Source organism: Hymenobacter fodinae (genome assembly GCF_004745825.1).
Classification (GTDB): domain Bacteria; phylum Bacteroidota; class Bacteroidia; order Cytophagales; family Hymenobacteraceae; genus Hymenobacter; species Hymenobacter fodinae.
Map to the genome: position 1 here is coordinate 393,182 of NZ_SRLA01000004.1, position 23,559 is coordinate 416,740.

Genomic DNA, 23,559 nt, shown 5'->3' on the forward strand with positions numbered 1-23,559 from the left:
CTAGTGCTTGCATGAAAAATCTTTACCCGCCAATGTTGGCGGCCTTGCTCCTCCCCCAACTATCTGCTTCGGCAGCCCACCTTCGCAACGCTCACTCCTCTACCGCCACTACTCGCACCCCCGATCCAACAGAGTTTGTATCTGGTGTAATCAAAACATCTACAGGTGAAGCGCTTCCTGGGGCTACTGTATTCATTAAAGGCAGTTTCATTGGCACCAGCACTAACCACCTAGGCCAGTTCCGTCTGGGAGTACCTTTTGAAAATGGGCCCGTTACGCTGGTGGTGTCCTACGTTGGCTACGACTCGCAGGAGGTAGAACTAAAAACCGTCGACAATGCCCTAAGCGTAGCACTAGCCCCCAGCGCTACGTTGCTTAATGAGACAGTGGTATCGGCCTCCCGTATTGAGGAGAACATCCTACGAGCACCCGTTACTATTGACAAGCTCTCGACCCAGCAGATTGAGAAGATATCGAATCCGGAGATTTTAGGTGGCCTAGGCCAGTTGAAAGGAATTGATGTGAGCTCCGCCTCAATGCTCTTTACCAGCGTTAGTACGCGTGGGTTCAACACGGCAAAGTCGGAGCGCGTAGTGCAGCTGGTGGATTATATGGATACCCAGCTGCCTTCCCTGAACCTGAGCCCCGGCAACCTAGTCGGAATTCCGGAGCTGGATATGGAAAGCATTGAGATTATCCATGGCCCAGCCTCGGCTCTGTACGGCTCAAATGCACTAAGCGGCGTAATTCTGTTTAACACCAAAGACCCCTTCGTGTACGAAGGCCTGAGCGTGCGGCTACGAGGCGGACAGCGCAACTTGCTTGATGGGCAGCTGCGCTACGCTAAGAAACTGACCGATAAACTGGCTATTAAAATTAACGCCAGCTCGTTCCGAGCCAACGACTGGATTGCCAACAACTTTGAAGCTACGCAGAGCTCGGTTAACCCGGCTGGCTCACCGCTGGGCTATAACGCCGTGAACCGCTACGGCGAGTACGGCTATACCTTTATGCCCTCGCAACAGTTGCCCGGAGGCACCAATGCGGAGCTTTATGGCAAAACTGCCTACATGCCTGGCTTTACGGAGCAAGACCTAGTTGCTAATGACAACAAAACCTCTTCTTACCGCCTGCAGGGTGCAGTATCTTACCTGCTGCGTGAAGACCTGAAGCTTACCGTAGAGGCAAAGTATGCCGAAGGCACGGCTACGTATCAGAATATCAGCCGATTCCGGGTGAAAGGCTTGGGTACCACCCAGTACCGGGCCGAGCTGAAGAGCAGCAAAGGCTTCTTGCGCCTGTACTCCACGGAGGATTTCACGGGTAAGTCATACGAACTAAACCAGTTAGGCACTCTTTTACAGGAGTCGCCAGCTGCTGAGGGGGGAACAGTGAGCTATGCCCAGCAGTTTTATGCTACGTATAACGCGGCATACAGCCAGGCCCGCCGCGCGGGCGCGCCCGTGGAGGCTGCACTGGCCGCAGCTCAGCAGGCCGCCGCAGCTACGCAGCTCAATACGGGCAACCCTCGCTTTACGGCACTGCGCGAGCAAATTATTGGCAACAAAACCCCGGGCGTAGGAGCACAGCAGTATTTCAACTCCTTCCTGAATGACATCAGTGGACAGCGCAACTTTCAGCTGAATAACGCGGGTACCAGCTTGGTAGTGGGGGCCGCTTACCGGGAATACCGCCTTGGGTCGAACGGGTTGCTTTTCAATGACAAAGACAACAAGCGCATTCGGAACTACGAGTACGGAGCCTATGGGCAACTGACGCAAAGCCTGTTGGAAGAGCGCCTGAAGCTTGCCTTTGCCGGCCGTGTAGATGACTTTAAGAATTTCAAGCCAGCATTTTCTCCGCGGGCTTCGGTAGTTCTCTCATTAGGCGAAAACAAGCAGCATAACATCCGGGCTAGCTACGGCCGTGCATTCCGCTCCCCCTCCCAAACCGAACAGTACTTCTACAACGACATCCGGACTGGGGTGCTGATTGGCAACATTGGCATGGGGTTCCAGGGGTATAACCTGGCGTTATTTAACTCACCGCAATTGCTCGCGGCGGCCCAGAACAACCCCTCGGTACTGCAGCCCTACGAGTACAACATCAAGCCCTTGACGCTGGAGCGAGTAGGCACGGTCGAAATTGGGTACAAAGGTGCTATTCTGCCTAAGGTATATCTGGATGCCAGCTACTTCCGGAGCCGCTATAACGACTTCATTGGCGCGCGCACCTTCGTAGGTAATACCGATGGCTCACGCCCAACGCCCCAACAATTGGCGGCTGGCTATAGCACCGCCTATACCAACCAGAACCAGCCCACCCGCGTACTCTACGCCTACTACAACAACGACCAAGAGGTACGCACTCAGGGCGTGACGGCAGGCTTAACGTACTACTTCAAGCGGGCGCTGAACATCACTGGCAATTACTCGCTGAACGTGCTGGACAAAAGCAATCTACCCGAAGGCTTCCAGACGTTTTATAATACGCCCAAGCATAAGTACAACGTAGGCGCTACTGGCACCATCGGGAACCTGAGCTATAACGTAAATTACCGCTGGGTACAGGGCCACGTACAGGAGATGCCCTTTGCTACCGGCAGCATCAAAGACTACAGCACAACCGACGCTTACCTGGGCTACACACTGCCTAAGCTAAACACTACGCTGCAGACTGGCATTTCTAACGCATTTAATACCAATAACGTGCAGGTGTTTGGTGGCCCCCAAATCGGCCGACTGGCCTACCTGGGCCTGCGGGTAGATTTAAAATAACTCTGGGGTCCAAGGATTCTTTCCAACTGCCTACCAATTAACTGGCCTAGAGCGCCGGGCTCCCGCCCGGCCGCTCTAGGCCAGTTTTGCGCTGACGAACTACCAGTTGTTCACTTACCTTGCAATACTACTACCCTCTGTCCGGAGTAATTACCAATCGAAAGGTTAGGTTGAGACGGGGTTCCTGCACGCGAGTCGTTTTGGGCAGAGCGTGCAGCCAGGCTTGCTGGGTGAGGCCGCGCATCACGAGTAAGCTACCAGAGGTCAGCGCCAGACTAAGCGGCGGGTGCGGCGTCAGGAGCGGGTCGCGGGGGCGCAGCCGAAAACTGCGCGTAGCTCCCAGGCTTACGGAGGCAATGACAGGCCTAGAACCAAGTTCAGGCTCGTTATCTGCGTGCCAGCCCATACTATCCTGGCCGGTACGGTAGAGGTTGAGCAGTACACTGTTAAATGCAGCTCCCGTAACAGCTTCTACGTGTTGGCGGAGCTTCTGCAAGGCAGGTGTCCAGGGCTGGGGGTTAAGTTGCAAGCCAGAGTAGCGGTAAGTAGCTCCAGCATCGCCGTGCCAAGCTGTAAGCCGGGGCTGCAATACTTCCTGGCCAAACAGCCGGATGGCCTCATGCTGCCACGGGATAGTAGCCGTTAGCTCCGTCAGTAATTCCGCCGCCTCCAGTCGAGATAAAAACTCCGGATCCAGCAGCAAATCGGCATCGGGTAGCGGGATAGGCGTGAGTGGCATAGCAAAAAGATAGGCCTGAAGCTTGTCAGGAAGACAAACTTCAGGCCTATATAGTTAGAACGAGGCCTGACTATTTCACGGGAATACCCATTTCCGTGAACTGTCGCATCAGTATGGGTGCCAATAGGAGCAATAGGAGCATGCTTACCGCCATACAAATAATGAAGGGCGCAAACCAGCCTCGGCGCTGATACTGCTGCGCCCCAATGTACCGCGGCCAGAACCATAAGTTGTAGGCCATGATGGGCGGCAGACTACCAAACTGCATCAGGAATGGCGCTACCTGGGGTAGCGCTTTGAGGAGAATAGCAAACAGGATCAGATAACCAATCAGGAACAAGACCAACCGAGTGGTAGCTCCCTTGCGGCCTAACGCCCTAAAGTTTAGGATCAGCAGTATTGCCCCAGCGAACAACGAGAACAGGACCGAGAAAAGCGTAATGGTCAGGGGCGAATACAACGCCGGACCCGTTTCCTCCGGTAATTCAGCGGCAGCTCTCTGCTGCTGGCTAGCCGCCAAGCGCTGTGCCTCTGCTGCTTGCTGCTGCGCCGCAATGGGCTCCAACTCCGCGCGCAAGGCGGCCGGATTGAATTCTTCTACAGGAAGCTGCCGCTGCTGCGCTTCTGTGAGAGCCGCCAGCACAGCTTCTTCCCTGTACTCTGCGCGGTTACGCAGGTACAGCAACAGCTCGGCGTCGGTTTTACGGCTCATTTTTGCCGCGTACTCTTCGGCCATGGTCAAGGCAAATAAAATCAACAACTGAATAGAGGCCTAGCCTCTATTCTCCTTACGCGCCCCAGCCAATTCGGCTGATATTCGGTGCTCTTTTCTGGCTCGAGGTCATAATTCTACCTAACGCCGTAACTACCTGCAGCTGCTCAGCCAGCAGGTTTACGGCGCTAGGCCAGTATCGGCTGTTGCCGGCCAGCCCACTCCGCCAGCACCTCCCCCACGCGATACACGTCCTCGAAGGTATTGTAGAGCGGTACCGGGGCTAGGCGAATCACGTTGGGCTCGCGCCAGTCACCTATTACGCCTACGGCCATCAGGTGGTCGAACAGGTCGCGGCCGTTTTGGTGTACTAGTAGTGAGAGCTGGCAGCCGCGCTGGGCCGGGTCGGAGGGGGTAATGATTTCCAGCTGCGACTTTGAGAGACCTAGGCGCGTAATCAGGAACTCCAGGTAGCCCGTGAGCTGCTCACTCTTACGACGCAGTGCTTCCATCCCCCCGGCAGCCTCGTGCACGGCCAGCGCCGCTTGGTGCACAGCCATGGTCAGGATGGCACTATTCGACAGCTGCCAGCCGGCCGCCCCGCGCATAGGACGGAAGCCCTTGCGCATTTTAAAGCGCTGAGTTTCATCGTAGCCCCACCAGCCAGCCAGGCGCAGCAGCTCAGGCTGGTCGGCGTAGCGCTCGTGCACAAATGCCCCCGCAACCCCACCAGGCCCCGAGTTGAGGTACTTATAGGTACACCAGCAAGCAAAGTCTACGTTCCAGTCGTGCAAGTGCAGCGGGATGTTGCCAGCCGCGTGCGCCAGATCAAACCCCACTTTGGCTCCCACGGCTTGGCCCGCTCGCGTGATGGCCGCCATATCGTACACCTGCCCCGTGTAGTAGTTGATGCCCCCCATGATAATGGTAGCCAGCGAATCGCCGAGCTCCTCAATCTTGGCCAGGATATCCTCGGTGCGCAAGGTATGCTCACCGGGGCGAGGCGTGAGCTCCACAATGGCGTCGTCGGGCTGGCGGCCGTGCAGCTTCACCTGTGTTTCGAGGGCGTACTGATCCGAGGGGAAAGCCCCGCCCTCCATCAGCACCTTGTAGCGCGTGGCGGTGGGCTGGTAGAAGGAAATCAGGAGCAGGTGCAGGTTGGTGGTCAGGTTGTTCATCACCACCACCTCCAAGGGCTTAGCACCCACAATGCGGGCCGAAGGGGCTGCTAACGACTCATGAAAGCTCATCCAGGGCGAGTCGCCGCGGAAGTGACCCTCTACTGCCAGGTTCTGCCAATTATTGAATTGCTGCTCGGCTGCGGCGCGGGCAGAGCGGGGTTGCAGGCCCAGCGAGTTGCCGCAGAAATAGAGGCTCTCTTGCCCATCGGGGCCGGGCGGAATGTGAAACTGCTGACGAAACTCATGCAGGGGGTCCTGCGCATCTAACTGGCGGGCGAAGTCGAGGGTAGGTTCGAAGGTCATGGGTAGCAAAGATAGCCAAGCCCCGCGCCTGGGCACTATGTTGCCAGCGCCATGATTTTGGCCAAGTGCTCCTGGCCTAGGCCTAGCCAGTCAAGCGCATTCTGCCCGAGCATGCGCGCTTTCACGTTCTCGGCGTAGGGCATAGACCGGATTAGCTGCCCCGGCTCTAGCTCGCCCAGCGGAAACGGATAATCGGTACCCAGCGTGATTTTATCAGCCCCGAGGGTTTGCACCAAGTACTCCAGCATACGCGGGTCGTGCACCAGAGAATCAACCCAGAAACGCCCTAGGTATTCGCGCGGGTTTACAGGGTTGTCTACGGCGCAAAGGTCAGGCCGCACCTGAAATCCGTGCTCAATGCGCCCAATGGTGCTGGCGAAAGTGCCGCCGCCGTGAGCTACTGCCACCCGCAGCCGGGGCAACCGCTCCAGCACACCCCCAAAAATTAGGGAACATAATGCCAACGTGCTTTCTGCCGGCATGCCTACCAGCCACGGCAGCCAGTATTTGGGCATCTTCTGCTGGGCCATCATGTCCCAGGGGTGAATAAATACGCAGGCACCCAGCTCCTCGGCTGCCTGAAACACTTCAAAGAGCTCAGGAGCATCCAGGTTCCAGTCGTTGACGTGAGACCCGATCTGCACGCCGGCCAGGCCCAGTTCCTTCACGCAGCGCTCTAGCTCCCGAACGGCCAGATCGGGGGCTTGCATGGGCAAGGTACCCAGCCCCACGAAGCGGCCAGGGTAGCGGGCCACCACGCCAGCAATATGGTCGTTGAGCATCCGGCTCAGGTCAAGCGTATCGAGTGGCCTAGCCCAGTAGCTGAACATGACCGGCACCGTGCTTAGTACCTGTACCTGTGCCCCAAACTGGTCATACTCCCGCAGGCGCACATCCGGGTCCCAGCAGTTATCCTGAATTTCACGAAAGAACTTATCATCCTGCATCATGCGGGCGCAGCACGGCCGATGATGCTCTAGCCGCACGAAGCCCCCATACCCATACCGCTCCCGCAGATCGGGCCAGCTTTTAGGCAGAATGTGGGTATGGATATCGATGGTGAGCACGGACGCAGGGGGCTATTCAATCGGCTTGACTGGGGCCGGGGGTTGCATGACGGTACCGCATACTTTGCATGTGCGTTTCTGCTCATCCTGCCAAAAACGATTCATGATAGGTGGTAGCTGTGCCACGATATCTGTGATTTCAGCAAATTCCTCGTAGAGCTTATTACCACAGTTTTCGCAGTACCACTGGAAGCCATCTACCTCGCCAGGAGTACGGTAACGTTCCAATACCAAGCCCACGGTTCCAGCCGGCCGGCGCGGAGAGTGCGGCACCCCGCCGGGCAGCAGAAACATACTCCCTTCTTTAATTTCAATATCAACGGGCTGCCCATCCTCAATGATTTTCACCACAATGTCGCCCTCCAGCTGCAAGAACAGCTCCTCACCTTCATCTACGTGGTAATCTTTCCGAGCATTGGGCCCGCCTACCACCATCACTATAAAATCCTTGTTGTCTTTGAATACTTGCTGATTGCCAACCGGAGGCTTAAGCAAATGACGGTGTTCTTCAATCCACTGCTGGAAATTAAATGGACGAGCAACGGGCATAGGATGCAATAGTAAGAGTGAACGAATAGCAAACGGCTAGGCCTAGCCCGCCGAAGCAAATAACGTAATTCCTGTGAAGCCGAGTAACGTATACCTTCGCGAGCTTACCATTGCCTGCACATTTCTATCTTTTTCGTACTTAACTCGACTCGCCAATGGATTTTATTTCTCAACGTGCCCTCGTGGGCGGTAGCACCCAGGGAATTGGGCGGGCGGTAGCTGAAGAATTAGCGCAACGCGGGGCTACCGTAACCTTACTGGCACGCAATGCAGAGGCGTTGCAAGCGGTAGTTGCTGCCTTACCTAGGCCTAACAACCAGCCCCATGACTTTATCGTGGCTGATTTCAGCCAGCCAGAGCAACTACGCGAGCAAGTTCATTCCTACCTAACCCACCACCCGGAAGGGTTTGATATACTCGTGAATAATACGGGCGGTCCGGCTGGTGGTCCTCTTCTGGATGCTTCCATTAATGCCCTGCGGGATGCCTTTGAGCAGCACGTAATTTGTAATCAGCTACTGGCACAGGAGGTTGTACCAGGTATGCAGGCGAGAAAGCACGGACGCGTTATCAATATTATTAGTACTTCCGTGAAGCAGCCCCTGCCGGGCCTGGGCGTTTCGAATACTATTCGGGCCGCCGTCGGAAACTGGGCCAAAACTCTGGCTAACGAGCTAGGCCCGGATGGTATCACGGTAAACAACGTGCTGCCTGGTGCCACTGTTACGCAACGGCATACCTCTCTAATGGAAAAGAAAGTAGCCCAAACGGGCCAAAGCCTATCAGAAGTAGAAGCTGCAATGCTCCAACAAATTCCAGCCCGCCGCTTCGGGCAAGCCACAGAAGTAGCAGCTGCCGTGGCATTTCTAGCTTCAGCAGCGGCAGCCTACATTACGGGCATCAACGTTCCGGTAGACGGGGGCCGAACTGGTAATTTGTAGCCAGCCTATAATGAAGCGGCGTGCTTAAAAACACAAGGAGGCCACTTGAGTGACCTCCTTGTGTTTCAAATGGCTAATGAACCCGATGTACTCAGCTAGTCCACAATTTTCAAGGTTATGTCGTCAGCATAAACTGAGTCAAAGGCGGCGTCACGATACAGGAATAGCTTCAAATGATGTGTTGGCTGAATAGTTTCTGGCAACTCAAAGTCTTTGTCGATTTCCACCCACTTATTGTACTTCTTAATGGTCTCCATCTTCACTCCATCACCAAAAACGGGCTGCCCATTGGCGGGGTCGACTACTTGAATACCCAGAATGGCGTTGGTTCTATCGGTGGGGAGAAGAACCCAAGCATGCAGATTAATTTTTTTGACTTTGCGCGGGCTCATTTCTCCGAGCACTACGTCGTACGTCAAGCTGAATTCGTGAGTGTTATCTACTTTGATACAATACTGACCCGTATGTGCCCGCGTTTTCGTCAGTAACCCTGTGTCTAGGCCACCCCAGCCAGCTAGTTCTTCAAAGCTGGTGCTGGTCAGCACTTTGGGGTCCACCTTTTTTTCCTCGCCCGATGCGCAGGCAGTCAGTAAAGCAAAGGCGGCTACATAGGATAATCTTTTCATACAAGTAGGGTATTGATGAGGGAAGAGCGGACAAACTTAGCCTAAAACAAGGAGTGGAAGGAGTGGGGTTATGAAAGAGAACCTATTCCAAGACGCTGCCAAGCCCGACGTAGTATGGCGGGACCATATTGAACCACTAGCAACAACGCCACAAATGGCATCACCCACGATACCCGAGCCTGCAACCTATCTAGCACGTTGGCTAGACCACCAGTTACAACAGCATTACTCACTACTCCAAGGCTCAATATTACCACCACCAGTATAGCACTTGGCGTTAATAAGCGCCTTAAGCCAGTAAGTAGAAGCCCGGCTAATACTGCTACAGCCAGCAGATGGGTGGTGTATGTGCGCTCGTTAAGGGCACTAAAATCAAGTGCTCCCCGGTTCTGCAAGGACGTCATGTACTCCTTCAACTCATAGTAGGCCAGGTCGCTTACTTTCCAATAAGGGTTGGTATTCTCTCGGAAGGGCGTCAAGCCATCACCATGCCCAATATGAGTAAGCTGACGCAAGGTAGCTTGCACTGTTTCTGATACGAGGTAAGGATAGTAGCGCGGAGAGGTGAGCACCTCCCGGATAATGTACTTATACTCATCTGTATGCGCCTGCCACCCGCCAGTTTTTATTAATGGGCTGTTGCTATCCCATAAGAACCCAATCGCATCGTTGGGTAGGTTATCTCGGAAAGCGCACAGACTATACTCGTTACCTGCTTGGCAATTGCGGCTCAAGAAATTATCCATGATGCCAGCTTCTATCAATCGGCCCATCAAGAAGGCGGGTGAGGCCTTGGAAATGACGAAGCCACCACCAAATGCTGCATGTATACTCGGCAGCACCAGCCAGCCAGCTAGTACTACGGCGGTAGTTACTGCCCACTGAACCCGTTTGACTAGTCCCTTTTCGAATACACCCGTTATCCAAGCCGTTCCTCCAAAGCTCAGCACTACCAACGTAAACGTAAGTAGGTTAGAGGAATGCATCAGTGCCGCGAGTAAAGTAATAGCTAACAGGCCTAGCCGCTCTTTCCATCCCAACGCAACGCCCATCAGCAAGAGGCCTAGAGCCAAGATACCCATAGCAGTAAAGATATCGGGCATTAGTTGGCTGCAGAACCATGATGCACCCGTCAGCCAAACAGCAAGAGCAATCAGCAGCACTTGAAGTGCCGGGTAGTGACGTAAGCGAGGCGCCAGTACCCGCACGTAATGCAGCAGCAGCCACCCCAATAACAAACCCTGTGCAAAAATTACCAGCCACAGCGTGAATTGCAGAGAGGTAATTTGAGTGAACAGGCCATACGTAATGGGCCGGTCGTCGGGTACAACCCTATGAATGCCGCTTTCCAGATACGTACCCGTGTCTGACGTAACTAGCGGAAACCCATTATAGAGTCCGGCGCTTATCAACATCAACGCCGTACTTATCAGGGTAAGAAAGCCGACCCACAGGCGCGGAGTAGAAGCCGTCATAGAAAGTGCGTATAACGAGCGAGCAGTACTCTACCAACGAAGTTTGAAAACAGACAATACTCGGCGGCCGAAGGCTCTCACCTGATATATCTCCTTTTGCTGAAATTCGTATTCTTCTTGGTGGCCTCTATAGGCGGTAATTAAGTAGTCCGCTTCTTCGATTTTATTAACAAACACCAGTCGATTTTGCTCCTCGGGCGTCAGCAGAAAACGGTTATTATCACCTGAGCTCCACTCTCCTAATAAGCAATTGATTTTGGGTCGTGAGTCATTTGCCAATACATATTCCAGTCCTTGGCGGTAGCTTAGACTCCAGTAGTCCATCTCGAATCGGTGCGGCACATCATCTCCAGCCAGTAGGTTGAAGTACACGTTCTGCAATGGATGTGCTGCCACCATTTGCGCCACCAGCGTAAGCATGCTTACTACTGCTACGCCGCCCACGAGCTGGGGCCAGCGTTTAGCCCACCGGGGCAGCCGTGGGCGCCAGTGCCAGATGGCATAGGCCCCACGCAGTGCCACCAGCAGTGCTGCCGGATACACGAAGTATAACTGCCGCCACCCGTCGTAAATGATGGAGTGAAGCACCAGAATTGCCAACAGCGGAGCTAACCACAGGCCTAGAAAGAGCAGATCTTGCAACTCTTGCTCGCTGCCCCACAGCCGCAGGCCCCCCGCCCGCAGCCGCCGGACTGCCTGAGTTAGGATCAGAGGTAGGCCGAGCAGGAACGGTATCACATAGAGCAGTGGCGTGGTGATGCCCATCCAGACAAAAGCATAGTGCCAGGGTAAGTCTTTCGCAAACATGCCTGTACCAAAATAGAGCACCTGGCCATCCCAGCGGAACACGCTCATATTGTGAAAGGCCTGGCGGAAGTTTTCCCACGGAGCCGACCATAGATATGGCCAGAGCAACACTACTAGGCCAGTCATCACGAGCACATAGATTAAAGTAGTGCCTAACGCTCTGCGCCAGCTTATTTCCCCATACAATACGCGCAATACCAAAATAGCTAACGTGGCCGCTGGCAGTAGCACTCCCATGATGCGTACGTCTATGGTGATGGCGCAAGCTAACGCATGCCAAAGGGCCTGCGTCCAGCCTGGGCGGAGTATAAATTGCACGCCGGTATTCATGGCAATGGCAAACAATGCCATGAACACTGCATCCTTATCATTATAAAATGACTCCGCAAACAAGCGTGGGCTAAGCACTAGCCATAACGCTCCCAGTAACCCCCACTTCCAGCTATTGAAGCGCCGCCGTGCGAGTTGATAAAACCCAATGCAGCCTGCCCAACACACGAGAAACGTAGCTAGGTGCCGAAAAAGGTATTGCTCCTTGGTAGTATCAAGATGCAATACCCGCTCTAGGTAGCTGACGGGCGTTTCAAATGCCACACCATAATCTCGGTCTATATACTCCATTAAAGGCATTTCGTAGGGCTGAAACGCCGGGTCCTTTGCCACAAACTCTGGGTTGAAGCGCATCATGAGGTGACGCAGCGTAATCATCCCGTTTTTACGACTAACTGGCTCATCAATTGACACTCCATAGTCTGGGTAAATGGATAAACCCAACACCAACAGTAGCAAAAAGAATAAGCTTACAATCAGCCAAGGCCGACGGGCTACTACATCAGGTAACGGTAAGCGGGTACTACGCATTGAAATACAGTTGAATAAAGTGCAGAAGCGAATTCAGCAGTTGGCTGGCGTACCTGGAGCAGTAGCCAGCAAGCCTACCAGCGCATCTTAAACACCGAAAGTACGCGTCGCCCGTTGGCTCGCACTTCATGCACTTGTTTCTGCATGAAGTCGTAATCTTCGGGGTGAAAACGGTAAGTGGAAAGAAAATAATCAGCCTGACCGAGGTCTTCGACAAAGACCAAGCGGCTCTGTTCGTCGGGCGGCAAAATGTATATATTGAAGACGGCCGGACTTGGCATCGGGGCGTTAAAGGTGATACGAGGCCTTGGATCGGTGGCTAGGATGTACTCTAGGCCTGCACGGTAGCTCAGCCCCCAATAGTCCATCTCGAAACGATGTACCACATCATCTCCAGCCAGTAGGTTGAAGTACACGTTCTGTAAAGGATGCGCCTCTACCATTTGTCCGGCCGTGCCTATCATACTCAGAGCCGCTACGCTGCCCACGAGCTGGGGCCAGCGTTTAGCCCACCGGGGCAGCCGTGGGCGCCAGTGCCAGATGGCATAGGCCCCACGCAATGCCACCAGCAGTGCCGCCGGATACACGAAGTATAGCTGTCGCCACCCATCGTAAAGCACTGAATGCAGAATTATTACTGCCAACAGCGGAGCTAACCACAGGCCTAGAAAGAGCAGATCTTGCAACTCTTGCTCGCTGCCCCACAGCCGCAGGCCCCCGGCCCGCAGCCGCCGGACTGCCTGAGTTAGGATCAGAGGTAGGCCGAGTAGGAACGGTATCACATAGAGCAGTGGCGTGGTGATGCCCATCCAGACAAAGGCATAGTGCCAGGGTAAGCTAGTGGCAGCTTTCATTTTGCCGAAATACAACACTGTACCTCCCCAGCGGAACACGCTCATATTGTGAAAGGCCTGGCGGAAGTTTTCCCACGGAGCCGGCCACAGATAAGGCCAGAACAATACCACTAATCCGACCGTAAATGGTAGATATAGCAAAGTAGCGCTTAACGCTCTGCGCCAGCTTACTTCCCCATACAATACGCGCAACGCTAGCAATACTAACGTAACCACTGGCAGTAGCACCCCCATGATGCGTACATCTATAGTAGCAGCACAAGCCATAGCATGCCACACCGCGCGGCTCCAGCTCGGACGTAGAATAAATTGCACGCCGGTATTCATGGCAATAGCAAACAATGCCATGAACACTGCATCCTTATCATTATAGAAAAAGTCAGCGAACAGGCGCGGGCTAAGCACTAGCCATAATGCTCCCAGTAGCCCCCACTTCCAACTGCCAAAGCACCGCCGGGCAAGTTGATAAAACGCGATGCAGCCCACCCAACATACGAGAAACGTAGCTAGGTGCCGAAAAAGGAACCGCTCCCGGATGGTTTCTAGGAGGAGCAAACGCTCTATATAGCTTATCGAACTTTCGAACAAGATACCATAGTCCCGATCATAGTACTCCATCAGTGGTGTGCTGAATGGACTAAATGCTGGGTCCCATAGTACAAAGTCAGGATCAAAACGCTGCAGCACGTGCTTGAGCGTAATCATGCCATTGTCGCGACTTTGATTTTCGTCAATCGACAAGCCATAATCAGGATATATCCAACAGCCGAGCAGCAGAAATAGTAAGAAAAAGCCTGTTACCAGCACCCAAGGTCGCAATGCCAAGCTGGGTAAGAGCTTTAATTTCTCACTAGCCATTGAAATAGGTCTGAATAAAGTAGAGCGGTCGGTTTTGGTTTTCCCGGTAAATACGCGATACATATTCACCGAGTATGCCCAAGAACAGGAGCTGAATGCAGCCGACGAAGTAAATGCTCAGCTCTAATGACGACCATCCGAAAGGCGCCACTCCAGTCAGTTTGCTAATTAGCGCCCATATACCTCCAGCCAGACAAATTATCATTCCGAACAAGCCGGTGTAGAGGCAAATTTTGATGGGCAGGCTAGAAAAGGAGAATACCGCATCTAGTGCCAAGGCGAACAACCGTTTGTACGACATCTTGGGCACGGTACCGTCGTGGCGAGCCTGACGTGCATAGGGAACTGGTACCTGTCGAAAGCCTATGAATGAACGTAATCCCGGCAGGTAACGATTCTTCTCATTGAGCGATAAAAACGCTTGCAAAGCCCGCTGATTCAACATGGAGAAATTACCCACGTTATCGGCTTCCTCCAGCTGGGAGAAATTGCGGAACACGCTATGAAATGATTTAATGAGGGTTTGTCTTACCCAGCCCTCTGCCCGATCGGTGCGGTGCCCGTAAGCAATGTCGTACTGATCTTGCTGGAGCGATTCATACATGCGTGCAAGCAACTCGGGTGGGTCCTGCAGGTCTCCATCCATCATTGCCACATATTGTCCCTTGGCCGCATGTAAACCCGCCGTGTAGGCAGCCTGATGCCCAAAATTGCGAGATAGTACCAGCACTTTCAGTCGTGGATTACTAGCCCGAGCTGCTAGTAATTTGGCCAGGGTTTGGTCACGCGACCCATCGTCAACACAAATTATTTCGTAATCCTCTGTAATAGTCTGAACAGCATCAGTAGTACGCTGCACCAACGTTGAGATGAGGCCTTCCTCGTTAAAAACCGGAATAACAACGGAAAGCAGCGGGTTGGCCATAGACAATCGATACGGATACAATACCAGTTTTTACAAATGTAGCAAGATGTTGCCAGCTCTGAAGCCAGTCGGCACGGCAGTAGCATGTGTACAGTTCACACTCCCCCACTTATCTTGCCTCTGCACAGTAGGAGCCTATACTCGTATTGCAAGGCCTTTTTCCAGTTGCCAAGATTACTTTTCTTGAGCTTTTCTTGACCATAAGAAAGGTAACCAGCCCCATTTCTACATCCGCCGCTTACACTACCCCGTGGACCTATCAGTCGTAATTCCGGTTTATAACGAAGAAGCCAACCTGCCGGCCCTTTACGACCGTCTGCGTAATGTAATAGAAAGCATGGACCTGCCGGGCAGCCACGAGTTTATTTTCGTCAACGACGGCTCCTACGACCAGTCACTGGCGCTCCTGCGTCTGCTGGCTTCGCGCGATGAACGGGTGCGTTATCTGGATTTTAGCCGCAACTTTGGTCACCAGATTGCGGTGACAGCAGGCCTAGACCGGGCCCAGGGTGAGGCAGTAGTAATTATTGATGCCGACTTACAGGACCCGCCGGAGCTCCTGCCCCAGCTCTACCAGAAGTTGCAGGAAGGGTATGAGGTCGTGTACGCCAAGCGCCGGAGCCGTGCCGGCGAAAGTGCAGCCAAGCGTCTAACGGCTAAGATTTTTTACCGACTTCTAGCCCGTATCACTCATATCTCTATCCCCGTTGACACCGGCGACTTCCGCATTATTTCGCGCAAAGTAGTGCTGGCACTTCGACAGATGCCGGAGCAGAACAAGTTTATCCGGGGCCAGATTTCGTGGATCGGTTACCGCCAAGGCTGCTTAGAATACGACCGCATTGAGCGCACCGGTGGTGCCACCGGCTACACGTACCGCAAGATGGTGCGCTTTGCTCTGGATGGCATTACTGCCTTCTCTGATCTACCCCTGCGTATTGCTACCATCAGCGGGTTTGCGGTTTCCGGTATTGCCTTTCTGGTCATGCTTTACACGCTCTATGCCCGCTTCGTAACCCGTGATTATCAACCCGGCTGGGCCTCCCTGATGATTAGTATCTTGTTTCTGGGAGGTGTGCAGCTGATTGCAGTGGGTATCATTGGGGAGTACATTGCTCGGCTGTCGGCCAACGTACGTCAACGGCCCTTATATATAGTTTCGGAAACAAATACGACCTCTCCCACCGAGGACCCCGCATAGCGCTTTTGAGGTGGGGATGGTATCTTTCTTATCCACTTATGCTCCGCTATGCACTTTCTCCAGAACTATGTTGGTGGCCAGTTGGTACCACCCGCTACCGGCCAGTACTTGCCTAACATAGAGCCTGCTACTGGCCAGGTGTTTGCTCAAATTCCGTCTTCTGATGCTACGGACGTGGCCGCGGCGGTGCGGGCCGCCGAGCAGGCTCTGCCCACCTGGCGCCAGCTGCCCGCCGAGGAGCGGGGCCGCCTGCTGGTACGCATCTCAGAGTTGATTGAGCGCGACCTTGAACGGCTAGCACAAGCAGAAAGTCAGGATAATGGCAAACCCGTGAGCTTAGCCCGCACGGTAGATATTCCACGAGCGGCCAGCAACTTCGCTTTTTTCGGCACCGCCGCCCAGCACTTCGCCTCCGAAACCCATTTTCAGGAAGGCGTAGCCCTAAACTACACAGTGCGTCACCCGCTAGGGGTGGTAGGCTGCATTTCTCCTTGGAATTTGCCGCTTTACCTATTTACCTGGAAGATTGCGCCAGCCCTAGCGGCTGGGTGCTGCGTAGTTGCAAAACCTTCCGAAATAACACCCTATACGGCTTTTCTACTGAGCGAATTATGTATGGAGGCTGGCCTGCCCGCGGGAGTACTCAACATTGTGCATGGCACTGGCCTAGCGGTTGGGCAGGCCCTTGTTGAGCACCCCAGTGTTAAAGCCATCAGCTTCACGGGAGGCACTGCTACCGGTCGGCACATAGCTCGCACGGCGGCCCCTCTGTTTAAGAAGCTGTCGTTGGAGCTCGGGGGCAAGAACCCCAACTTAGTATTTGCTGACTGCAATCTCTCTGAAGCCGTCGCGACTAGCTTGCGCAGCAGCTTTGCTAACCAAGGGCAAATCTGCCTTTGCGGCTCCCGAATTTTCATTGAGCGCGCTATTTATGAGCCATTTAAGCAAGCGTTTCTGGAAGGTGTAGCTGCCCTGACGGTTGGCGATCCACAGGAAATTGCTACTAAGCAGGGCGCTTTGGTGAGCGAGGCCCACCTCACAAAAGTGCTTAGCTATATTGAGCTAGCCCACCAAGAAGGCGGAAAATTGCTATCGGGTGGGCAGCGCGTGCAATTGGCGGGCCGATGCGCAGGCGGCTACTTCCTGCAACCCACGGTATTTGAAGGGTTGCCTCCCGAGTGCCGGGTAAATCAGGAAGAAATATTTGGCCCAGTAGTTACGCTTACCCCTTTTGATACTGAAGCAGAAGTACTGGACTGGGCCAATAGCACCGAATATGGCTTAGCCGCCACCATCTGGACGCGGGATTTAACCCGGGCCCACCGTGTAGCGCATGCCTTGCAGAGCGGTATTGTGTGGGTGAATACCTGGTTGCACCGCGACTTACGCACCCCGTTTGGTGGCATGAAAAACTCAGGCGTCGGGCGTGAGGGTGGCCTAGAGGCGTTACGCTTCTTTACGGAACCCCAGAATGTGTGCCTTAAACTCTAGGCCTGTATTATAACAGAAACTATAGCCGCTTAACAAGCCCCACGAGTCAGCATCTCAGCCGGAGAAGTATGCTCCTTTCTTGCCCATAGGCCTAGCGTACATCCCACCGATATAAGCGCAGTTTACCCGACTCCGCAACCAAAGTAAGATGTTGATTGGTGGGAAAAGGGGCGCCCGCCTCAACTAGCTGCTTGGCGTGCGGATTAGTCTGTCGGCCCGCCAGATCATTGGAACCGTCGTAATAGCTTTGATCAAAGAAAACTAATACGGGCTTGCCATTGGCTGCTAGCTGCTGGCGCAGTTCGGGAGCAGGGCCTGCGGGGTCAAAGATGGTGCGTAGTAGGCGGGCATGCTCCGGAGGTGTCCGTGACATTTTATTGGCCATTAGCGGCAGATTTGTGCGCAACGCCAATTGATAAGTATGCCGTGAGTGGGGGTCGTCGTCATCCAGGGTCAGATCTATATTCTCGCTGCCCACGTGATAGTACGGTACTGGCAGAATAGCTTGGTAGTCTTCGGGGCGGACGGCTAACACTAACGGGTTAACCTCGGTTTGATTGGCGAGGTTGGTGAGTGTATTCGGAACTAGGCTGCGGCTGTAAAATTTAAGTGTATCCCGAGTGTCGACATAGGCCAGTACAATGAGACCAGCGGCTAGCCACCAGCGCACCGCATGACGGCCCGTGCGCAACCAGTAATCTAGGCCTACCAGTACGAAGAGATTTACAAACCAGAAAAAGGGCCAGCAGAAGCGGGCCACCGTCCGGAAGTGCGATGCCTTATCGGTGAGCTTATGCAGGTAAAAGAAGGGACTTAGGTAATTCGTGATATGGTACTGCCCATCAAACAAATCGTACACCGTGCCCACAGAGCCCAAGAGGCCTATTAACGCGGCGATACCCAGCAGGGTCATAAACTTTCGTTCTGCCGTTTGCCCCCAGGCTTTCCACCACTGCGTGGTGGCCGGCCGAAAGAAAAGCCAGGCTACTCCCAGTCCTACCAGTCCAAACAACGCAAATGCCCCCAAGTACGCTTGTGATTCTTGCGTGATGTACGTGGTAGGCTCAATAATAAAATGGGTGGTTTGATAAGAGTAGCGTTGCAGTAGCGCCGACACCTGCAGCTTCCAGGCCGGATAGTTGAAGCCGGTAGGGTCGTTGAGGCGGAGCGAGTAATACCGGTCAATAACCCGGATGATCAGCATGCTCAGCACTATGGGCAGCCCGGTTAGGACTGCTCCGGCCAGCGTTAGCCGAGGCTGCTTGCGCCAGCGCCCAGTTGGCAGGAGCCAAGCCGCAAAAAAGGAACCTGTTAACAGGCCTAGCAACGGCAGATAGTACAGGTGCAGGAAAGAAATCAGAGTGAAGGCGACAACTAACCCGGCTACCGTTTTGCCGAGGGGTTGCCCAGCTTGCTGACGGTCATAAATTCGCAACAGGCCCCAGATAGCGAGCAATACTACCCAGCTATACGAAAGGTTGAAGTGCCCCATAAGCAAGCGACCAACCTGAGGACTTAGCCAGGGTAACCCAATGGAGAAGATTAGCCCCAGCCCCCAGTAGTGTAGCAAACGGCGTAAGATTAGAACCAATAGTGCTGTGCTAGCCAGAAACCCTACCAGTAATAATCCATGATAGATATCTATTCCATAGGGGGTTATATCATGCACGTACTGCGACCAAAGTCTCACTAGTACTGCCAGAAGTGGGGTGTTGTCGGTGTAGAAAATATAGTCCCCGTAAGGATGGTTCATCATTTCGAACCAGGCAAAGCCCGCAGCAGCCGGCTGCTGCAGATAGGCTTGGAACGTGAAGTAATTTTTCAGTCCATCGTACCCTGGCGAAAGCAAATGTTGACCCGGCTCTGTAAGCAGGGCCCCTAGGGCTCGGAAGACCAATACCGTTTGAAGCAACAAGGCTGCTAAAAGCAGCCCTGTAGTTGAAGGACGGCGCACCCACGCCGGAAACGAAAACGTCATTCGAAAAAAGCTCAGCGAATAATCTGCATTCGGCATGTGCGACGCTCGTCGCCTACGCGCAGCTCCGCAATATAGAGCCCTGCGGCGGGAAAACTGCTCACATCGAGCCACTGCTCGTGCCGCCCGGCTTTCTGTTTCTCACCATTCAGCATGCGTAATACTTCCCGGCCTTGCACATCTAACACCCGCAACCACACTGGGCCAGCTTCGGGCAGTTGGTAAGCCATTAGGCTAGACTGATCAAACGGATTAGGATAGTTAGGCTCCAGCATGAGGCTGGTGTATTTCTCTCCATCGCTCTGGTTGGCTGCAGCCAACACCCGCGGAATAGCCAGCGTATCGCCGATTTGCTGGCCATTCTTGTGGCGCACCTGCGCATACTGACGCCCGATAAACTGTAAGTGTGAGGGGTCCCAGCCCGAGGGCTGCCCGTGGCTGGTCATAGTTTCGCTGTAGGCCAAGTACACTGCCCGCTGATTAGTTGTTTGGGCGGGCTGCAAGTTCATTGGGCGCTTGCGGCTATCATAGCCTACGTAAAGCAGCGTGCGGCACTCAATAGTGCTGGTGGCAGCCAAGGCTACTACGCCGGCCATGCGGTGGTCGGAGTGGTCACGCGGGTTATAGCGCTCGTCGGGTTGTGGAGCATGTACGCTTACTCGCTCCTCCCCTACCTCTTTTTTTAGAATGCGCTGAATCGTTTGGATAAGGTCATCCCAAGAAACGTAGGGCGCTCCACCATCCAGCGGCGTCATAGTGCGCCCATCTTTGAAAAGCTGACGTAGACTCTGAAATTCTCCACGTGCTTGTCCTTTACCGTCGAGGTTACCGTCGGGCAGGCGCAAGGAAAAGGCAACCGTATTCCGATAACGCTGCATTACTACGGAATGGTCCTTTACCTTGATCGTTTTGATGGTAGGCACCCCGCCGGAAGTTGACGCGGAGAGGTTAGCCGCTTGCTGTACGGCAGCCTGAAAAGCATCTTCGCGGCCTAACCAGAAGTTGTCTCCTGACTCGTTGGCTTGTCCTCCGGTAAGGCAAATAAAGACGGCTTTACCACCCATGCGCTGCACATCGGCGCACGCATCAGCACCCATAAACAACTGCCAGTCATCGGGGTGAGCGGTAATGTAGACGGCAACGGGTGGTGTTTTAGAAGGAGTGGTTCCCGTTTGAGCTTGGGCGGCAAAAGACCATAGGATGGTCAATCCAAATCCAAAAATTCGGAGTAAAGTTGATGTCATTCAGATGTAGTCGCGTGGTGGAGCAGCAAAAGGCAGCCGAAAGAAGATCATAGAATCGAAAATTAACTATTTCGAGTCTTAATTCCCGTTCAGCCTACACTCTATCCGACGAATAGTTCACTTTCCTCGGTAGGTGCACAGATTCACTCGCTAATATACATCCTTATATCATTATAAAAAGAATGTTTTAGCTTATTGTATTAACAAGCTCTTATTCTTACTATACTTAGTTAAACTTTGCTAATGCTGTTTCTAGGTCAGCAAGTGAGGTCTCTGAGAAGTGCAATGAATCGGGAGGCGTACTGGTGCGGGCGTCTTGCCGAGCTATGAAAGGAGCACCATTTTCGTAACGCATGCCTAGTAGCACTATTCTGGCACGGGCTGGTACGGCCAGAAACTGATAACCCCCAGCTTGTGGAAGCCCAGCCAATATAACCTGGCGCCCCGGCACCAGGATGCGCAGGGCCGTTTGCTCAGTAGCGGAGGGCATAGGCACATAATACGCCGTTGTGACGCCACTCCAGGGCTTTCCAGTTGCTACCCACCCTAGTCGTTTTACCCAAATACCATTAGGAACCTCTGCAAAGTCAGCTTCTGATTCAGCTTGGTCCCCAGTGCTCTGCGCAACTCCGGCGGGCACTTCCACGGTTGAAGCTGCCCCCTGATCAAAAGCGAAGCGAATAGGCAGGGTCAGCCGAACTTTTACGGGTTGCCCCTCTCGCACGCCGGGTTGCCAGTGGCCAGAGGTTTGCTGCAGCACCCGCACTACCTCTTCATCACAGCCGTCACCGATACCCTTTACAATGCGTGGATTTATTACGCGGCCGGTTTCGTCGATAACAAATGAAGCGAATACTACCCCCTCGGTCTGCCGGCTTTGCGCCTGAGCCGGATAACGCACTAGTTTATTGATGTCAGCAGGGCCGGCACCGTACTGGGGCATTTGTTCAACTGAACTATATATTTTTTCAGCGGGCGTGGCTGGAACGTCGGCTTCGTGCCAGCGCAGAGCGGAAGCTGTACCTACTGCCTCCCCGTAATATAGCTGGGGCTGCGCTGCGCCAGCTAACTGCACTTGCATCTCCTGTCCGGCTGCCAGAGCTAGTTGTTGCCCACTGGCGGTAGCACGCACCAGCACGGCACCGGCCAGTTCAAGCGGCGTACCCGAAGTTGTTTCCGTCAGCAGGTTAGAGAGCAACAAGTCGGCGACAGAATAGCATTCCTTCAGCTCTACCCATACGGCCCCCGTCACGGGACGCTGCCGGGCGTCTAGCAGGGATTTAGCCGGAATTCGAACAATAGTGCCTTCCCGCCCTCGTACTTCTGCCGGTCGGGAAGGGTCAATTTGAAAATACTCACTGGCCTTTAGCGTCAAGTCTTGCAACCGCGCTTCCACGGGAGGGGCAGCCGCATCGAAAGTAGATGGGCGTATTACCCCCCGCCGGTACACCACCAGGGGAGCCTTTCGGTTAGTAAGCCGCTCCAAATGGTGCCAATTGCGCCGGACAGGAGTCGTTGCTACGGGCTCAACAATCGAGTCTAGTGCTAGAGAGTCGGCGAGGGCAGGGCTGCGTTGTTTAGTGCGCTTAGGCTGCTCGCGTTGGCAACCAATAATAGTAACTGCCAGCAGAGCCAGCAGAGAGAGGGGGCGGAGAATCGGCATAACGGGTGCTATACGCTAGAAAGCAGCAGCTTATTTAGCTTGAACCGGTGCTTTTCGGCAAATAACTGATTAGTACGGAGAAAAAGTATAACTGCCAATGTCTAGTCCACTCGAGGTGCCACCGCCGCGGACTGGTGGTTAAAAGCATCGGAACTAAAATGTCTACGAGAATTAGACGTTAAGATGGAAACAACGAGCTATCTACTTTCCAACCATGTTTAATGAAATAGTGATGCCTTTGCGTACTTGTCAGAGAGGTTCTAGGCCACTCCAAGATATTCATCAGTTGTAGTATACCCCGTCAAATCTCCGACCTTTACGCAGTTATGCGCTTTTCTATAACCCTTCTGCTTTTTACGCTGCTAGGCCTAGCGGCTTGTGAGTCCGACCTCAATCCTGGGCCCCTCGTTGATTTTGTGGCTAGTAGCCGTTTCAATACCGGTAATCGACGCCTTACTACGCCTGGCGACACAGTAGCCACCCGGATATACGCTAGGACGCAAGGTGATAATACACTACAGCGGATGCGAATTACGGCCGAGTATCAGCCCGTCCCCGAGGGCATTATTTATCCGCAGGTAGGCTACCAAGAGGGTGAACAGCCTTCGTTTACTCTAGTTTACCTAGATACCACCTTTACGGGTTCGCGCCAGGAGTTTGCGTTTCAGAGTGTGCAACCTTCCCGTACCACTGCGGGCAAGGAAACCTGGCTTTACGAGGCTACCGATAATAACGAGGACAAGGGCAAACGAAGCTTCTTCCTGCGCCTAGGCCGGGCTGACTCAGCCTACATTTACCATAGCTACCGAATCGGACTTCAGGCACCAGCCAGTAACAATACTACGCGGCGCAGCTTCTTGGCACTTCGCTCTGGTCTAGCGCTGCCCAAGTTTACGGTGTATAAAGCGCCTCAAAACGATATTGCGCAGCAACTGGTTGACTTAGTTTACATACCCAACATAAATACGGGGCCAGGCCTAGCTACGCTTTCCAGCAAGGTTATCAATCTTAAATCCTCCTGGCCTATTAAACGCCAGACGCTCATTCGGCGCACTACGCTTACCGAAAGTGACTTCACAGCTCTTATCACCGAAGCACAGTTTACAACTGCATTCACTGGGGGCACCCGCTTTTCTACCTTGAATTCTACTTCAACTGATACTAGCTACACCGGAGCCGTTACGAAAAACCAGGTCATTGCTTTTCGCACACCGGAGGGTATTAGTGGTGCCATCTTCGTTGAAGACATTCTTGCTACCGCTGTTCCTACGCTGGTGCTCCAAGTGAGGGTACCAAAACGATAGGCCTAG

General features: G+C 53.7%; 18 protein-coding genes. 5 read left to right on the forward strand and 13 right to left on the reverse strand.

Annotated elements, in window-relative coordinates; genetic code table 11:
- Nucleotides 1-11 precede the first annotated feature (11 nt).
- The gene (locus tag EU556_RS19430; RefSeq protein WP_135435798.1) at nt 12-2,777 is read left to right on the forward strand and encodes a TonB-dependent receptor; all 2,766 of its coding nucleotides are present in this window, start codon (nt 12-14) and stop codon (nt 2,775-2,777) included.
- Nucleotides 2,778-2,907: 130 nt separating this feature from the next.
- On the opposite strand, the gene EU556_RS19435 is transcribed toward EU556_RS19430, so the two are convergent.
- The 5 genes from EU556_RS19435 to EU556_RS19455 form a co-directional block, all read right to left on the reverse strand.
- Complete coding sequence (locus EU556_RS19435; RefSeq protein ID WP_135435799.1) at nt 2,908-3,516, reverse strand: alpha-ketoglutarate-dependent dioxygenase AlkB family protein; 609 nt, start codon at nt 3,514-3,516, stop codon at nt 2,908-2,910.
- 70 nt (nt 3,517-3,586) lie between these two features.
- Nucleotides 3,587-4,252, reverse strand: a complete 666-nt coding sequence (locus EU556_RS19440; RefSeq protein ID WP_135435800.1) for a hypothetical protein — start codon at nt 4,250-4,252, stop codon at nt 3,587-3,589.
- A 164-nt stretch (nt 4,253-4,416) separates the two neighbouring features.
- A complete protein-coding gene (gene kynU, locus EU556_RS19445) occupies nt 4,417-5,712 on the reverse strand; it encodes a kynureninase (RefSeq protein WP_135435801.1) in 1,296 nt (431 codons plus the stop codon).
- Between the two features lie 35 nt (nt 5,713-5,747).
- Nucleotides 5,748-6,779 (reverse strand): amidohydrolase family protein, encoded by a 1,032-nt coding sequence (locus EU556_RS19450; RefSeq protein ID WP_135435802.1) that lies wholly within the window; start codon nt 6,777-6,779, stop codon nt 5,748-5,750.
- Between the two features lie 12 nt (nt 6,780-6,791).
- A complete protein-coding gene (locus EU556_RS19455) occupies nt 6,792-7,328 on the reverse strand; it encodes a 3-hydroxyanthranilate 3,4-dioxygenase (protein WP_135435803.1) in 537 nt (178 codons plus the stop codon).
- A gap of 155 nt (nt 7,329-7,483) precedes the next feature.
- Here EU556_RS19455 and EU556_RS19460 point away from each other — a divergent pair, with 155 nt between their 5' ends.
- On the forward strand, nt 7,484-8,269 hold the full coding sequence (locus tag EU556_RS19460; protein WP_135435804.1) for an SDR family oxidoreductase: 786 nt from the start codon (nt 7,484-7,486) through the stop codon (nt 8,267-8,269).
- A gap of 95 nt (nt 8,270-8,364) precedes the next feature.
- Here the strand turns inward: EU556_RS19460 and EU556_RS19465 are convergent, their stop codons facing one another.
- The 5 genes from EU556_RS19465 to EU556_RS19485 form a co-directional block, all read right to left on the reverse strand.
- Nucleotides 8,365-8,895 (reverse strand): hypothetical protein, encoded by a 531-nt coding sequence (locus EU556_RS19465; protein WP_135435805.1) that lies wholly within the window; start codon nt 8,893-8,895, stop codon nt 8,365-8,367.
- Between the two features lie 68 nt (nt 8,896-8,963).
- On the reverse strand, nt 8,964-10,370 hold the full coding sequence (locus EU556_RS19470; protein WP_135435806.1) for a hypothetical protein: 1,407 nt from the start codon (nt 10,368-10,370) through the stop codon (nt 8,964-8,966).
- Between the two features lie 30 nt (nt 10,371-10,400).
- A complete protein-coding gene (locus EU556_RS19475; RefSeq protein WP_135435807.1) occupies nt 10,401-12,038 on the reverse strand; it encodes an ArnT family glycosyltransferase in 1,638 nt (545 codons plus the stop codon).
- A 74-nt stretch (nt 12,039-12,112) separates the two neighbouring features.
- Nucleotides 12,113-13,717: a hypothetical protein gene (locus tag EU556_RS19480; RefSeq protein ID WP_135435808.1), complete on the reverse strand. Its 1,605-nt coding sequence runs from the start codon at nt 13,715-13,717 to the stop codon at nt 12,113-12,115.
- 25 nt (nt 13,718-13,742) lie between these two features.
- Complete coding sequence (locus EU556_RS19485) at nt 13,743-14,675, reverse strand: glycosyltransferase family 2 protein (protein ID WP_135435809.1); 933 nt, start codon at nt 14,673-14,675, stop codon at nt 13,743-13,745.
- Between the two features lie 250 nt (nt 14,676-14,925).
- Here EU556_RS19485 and EU556_RS19490 point away from each other — a divergent pair, with 250 nt between their 5' ends.
- The gene (locus EU556_RS19490; RefSeq protein ID WP_135435810.1) at nt 14,926-15,876 is read left to right on the forward strand and encodes a glycosyltransferase family 2 protein; all 951 of its coding nucleotides are present in this window, start codon (nt 14,926-14,928) and stop codon (nt 15,874-15,876) included.
- 48 nt (nt 15,877-15,924) lie between these two features.
- Nucleotides 15,925-17,367 (forward strand): aldehyde dehydrogenase, encoded by a 1,443-nt coding sequence (locus EU556_RS19495; RefSeq protein WP_135435811.1) that lies wholly within the window; start codon nt 15,925-15,927, stop codon nt 17,365-17,367.
- Between the two features lie 91 nt (nt 17,368-17,458).
- Here the strand turns inward: EU556_RS19495 and EU556_RS19500 are convergent, their stop codons facing one another.
- From EU556_RS19500 to EU556_RS19510, 3 genes are all read right to left on the reverse strand, one after another.
- Entirely contained in the window at nt 17,459-18,823 is a 1,365-nt protein-coding gene (locus tag EU556_RS19500; protein ID WP_135435812.1) for a hypothetical protein, read from the reverse strand.
- Between the two features lie 533 nt (nt 18,824-19,356).
- The gene (locus tag EU556_RS19505) at nt 19,357-20,586 is read right to left on the reverse strand and encodes a PIG-L family deacetylase (RefSeq protein WP_135435813.1); all 1,230 of its coding nucleotides are present in this window, start codon (nt 20,584-20,586) and stop codon (nt 19,357-19,359) included.
- Nucleotides 20,587-20,812: 226 nt separating this feature from the next.
- Nucleotides 20,813-22,249, reverse strand: a complete 1,437-nt coding sequence (locus EU556_RS19510) for an energy transducer TonB (protein WP_135435814.1) — start codon at nt 22,247-22,249, stop codon at nt 20,813-20,815.
- 326 nt (nt 22,250-22,575) lie between these two features.
- Between EU556_RS19510 and EU556_RS19515 the strand changes: the two genes are divergently transcribed.
- Nucleotides 22,576-23,553, forward strand: coding sequence for a hypothetical protein (locus tag EU556_RS19515; RefSeq protein WP_135435815.1), 978 nt, complete (start codon nt 22,576-22,578; stop codon nt 23,551-23,553).
- Nucleotides 23,554-23,559: the final 6 nt, after the last annotated feature.

What these genes read in the sequence shown, in the direction of transcription:
- EU556_RS19430 (WP_135435798.1), top strand. Translation starts at nt 12, where the DNA reads ATGAAAAATCTTTACCCGCCAATGTTGGCGGCCTTGCTCCTCCCCCAA.
- EU556_RS19435 (WP_135435799.1), bottom strand. Translation starts at nt 3,516, where the DNA reads ATGCCACTCACGCCTATCCCGCTACCCGATGCCGATTTGCTGCTGGAT.
- EU556_RS19440 (WP_135435800.1), bottom strand. Translation starts at nt 4,252, where the DNA reads ATGGCCGAAGAGTACGCGGCAAAAATGAGCCGTAAAACCGACGCCGAG.
- kynU (WP_135435801.1), bottom strand. Translation starts at nt 5,712, where the DNA reads ATGACCTTCGAACCTACCCTCGACTTCGCCCGCCAGTTAGATGCGCAG.
- EU556_RS19455 (WP_135435803.1), bottom strand. Translation starts at nt 7,328, where the DNA reads ATGCCCGTTGCTCGTCCATTTAATTTCCAGCAGTGGATTGAAGAACAC.
- EU556_RS19460 (WP_135435804.1), top strand. Translation starts at nt 7,484, where the DNA reads ATGGATTTTATTTCTCAACGTGCCCTCGTGGGCGGTAGCACCCAGGGA.
- EU556_RS19465 (WP_135435805.1), bottom strand. Translation starts at nt 8,895, where the DNA reads ATGAAAAGATTATCCTATGTAGCCGCCTTTGCTTTACTGACTGCCTGC.
- EU556_RS19470 (WP_135435806.1), bottom strand. Translation starts at nt 10,370, where the DNA reads ATGACGGCTTCTACTCCGCGCCTGTGGGTCGGCTTTCTTACCCTGATA.
- EU556_RS19475 (WP_135435807.1), bottom strand. Translation starts at nt 12,038, where the DNA reads ATGCGTAGTACCCGCTTACCGTTACCTGATGTAGTAGCCCGTCGGCCT.
- EU556_RS19485 (WP_135435809.1), bottom strand. Translation starts at nt 14,675, where the DNA reads ATGGCCAACCCGCTGCTTTCCGTTGTTATTCCGGTTTTTAACGAGGAA.
- EU556_RS19495 (WP_135435811.1), top strand. Translation starts at nt 15,925, where the DNA reads ATGCACTTTCTCCAGAACTATGTTGGTGGCCAGTTGGTACCACCCGCT.
- EU556_RS19505 (WP_135435813.1), bottom strand. Translation starts at nt 20,586, where the DNA reads ATGACATCAACTTTACTCCGAATTTTTGGATTTGGATTGACCATCCTA.
- EU556_RS19510 (WP_135435814.1), bottom strand. Translation starts at nt 22,249, where the DNA reads ATGCCGATTCTCCGCCCCCTCTCTCTGCTGGCTCTGCTGGCAGTTACT.
- EU556_RS19515 (WP_135435815.1), top strand. Translation starts at nt 22,576, where the DNA reads ATGCGCTTTTCTATAACCCTTCTGCTTTTTACGCTGCTAGGCCTAGCG.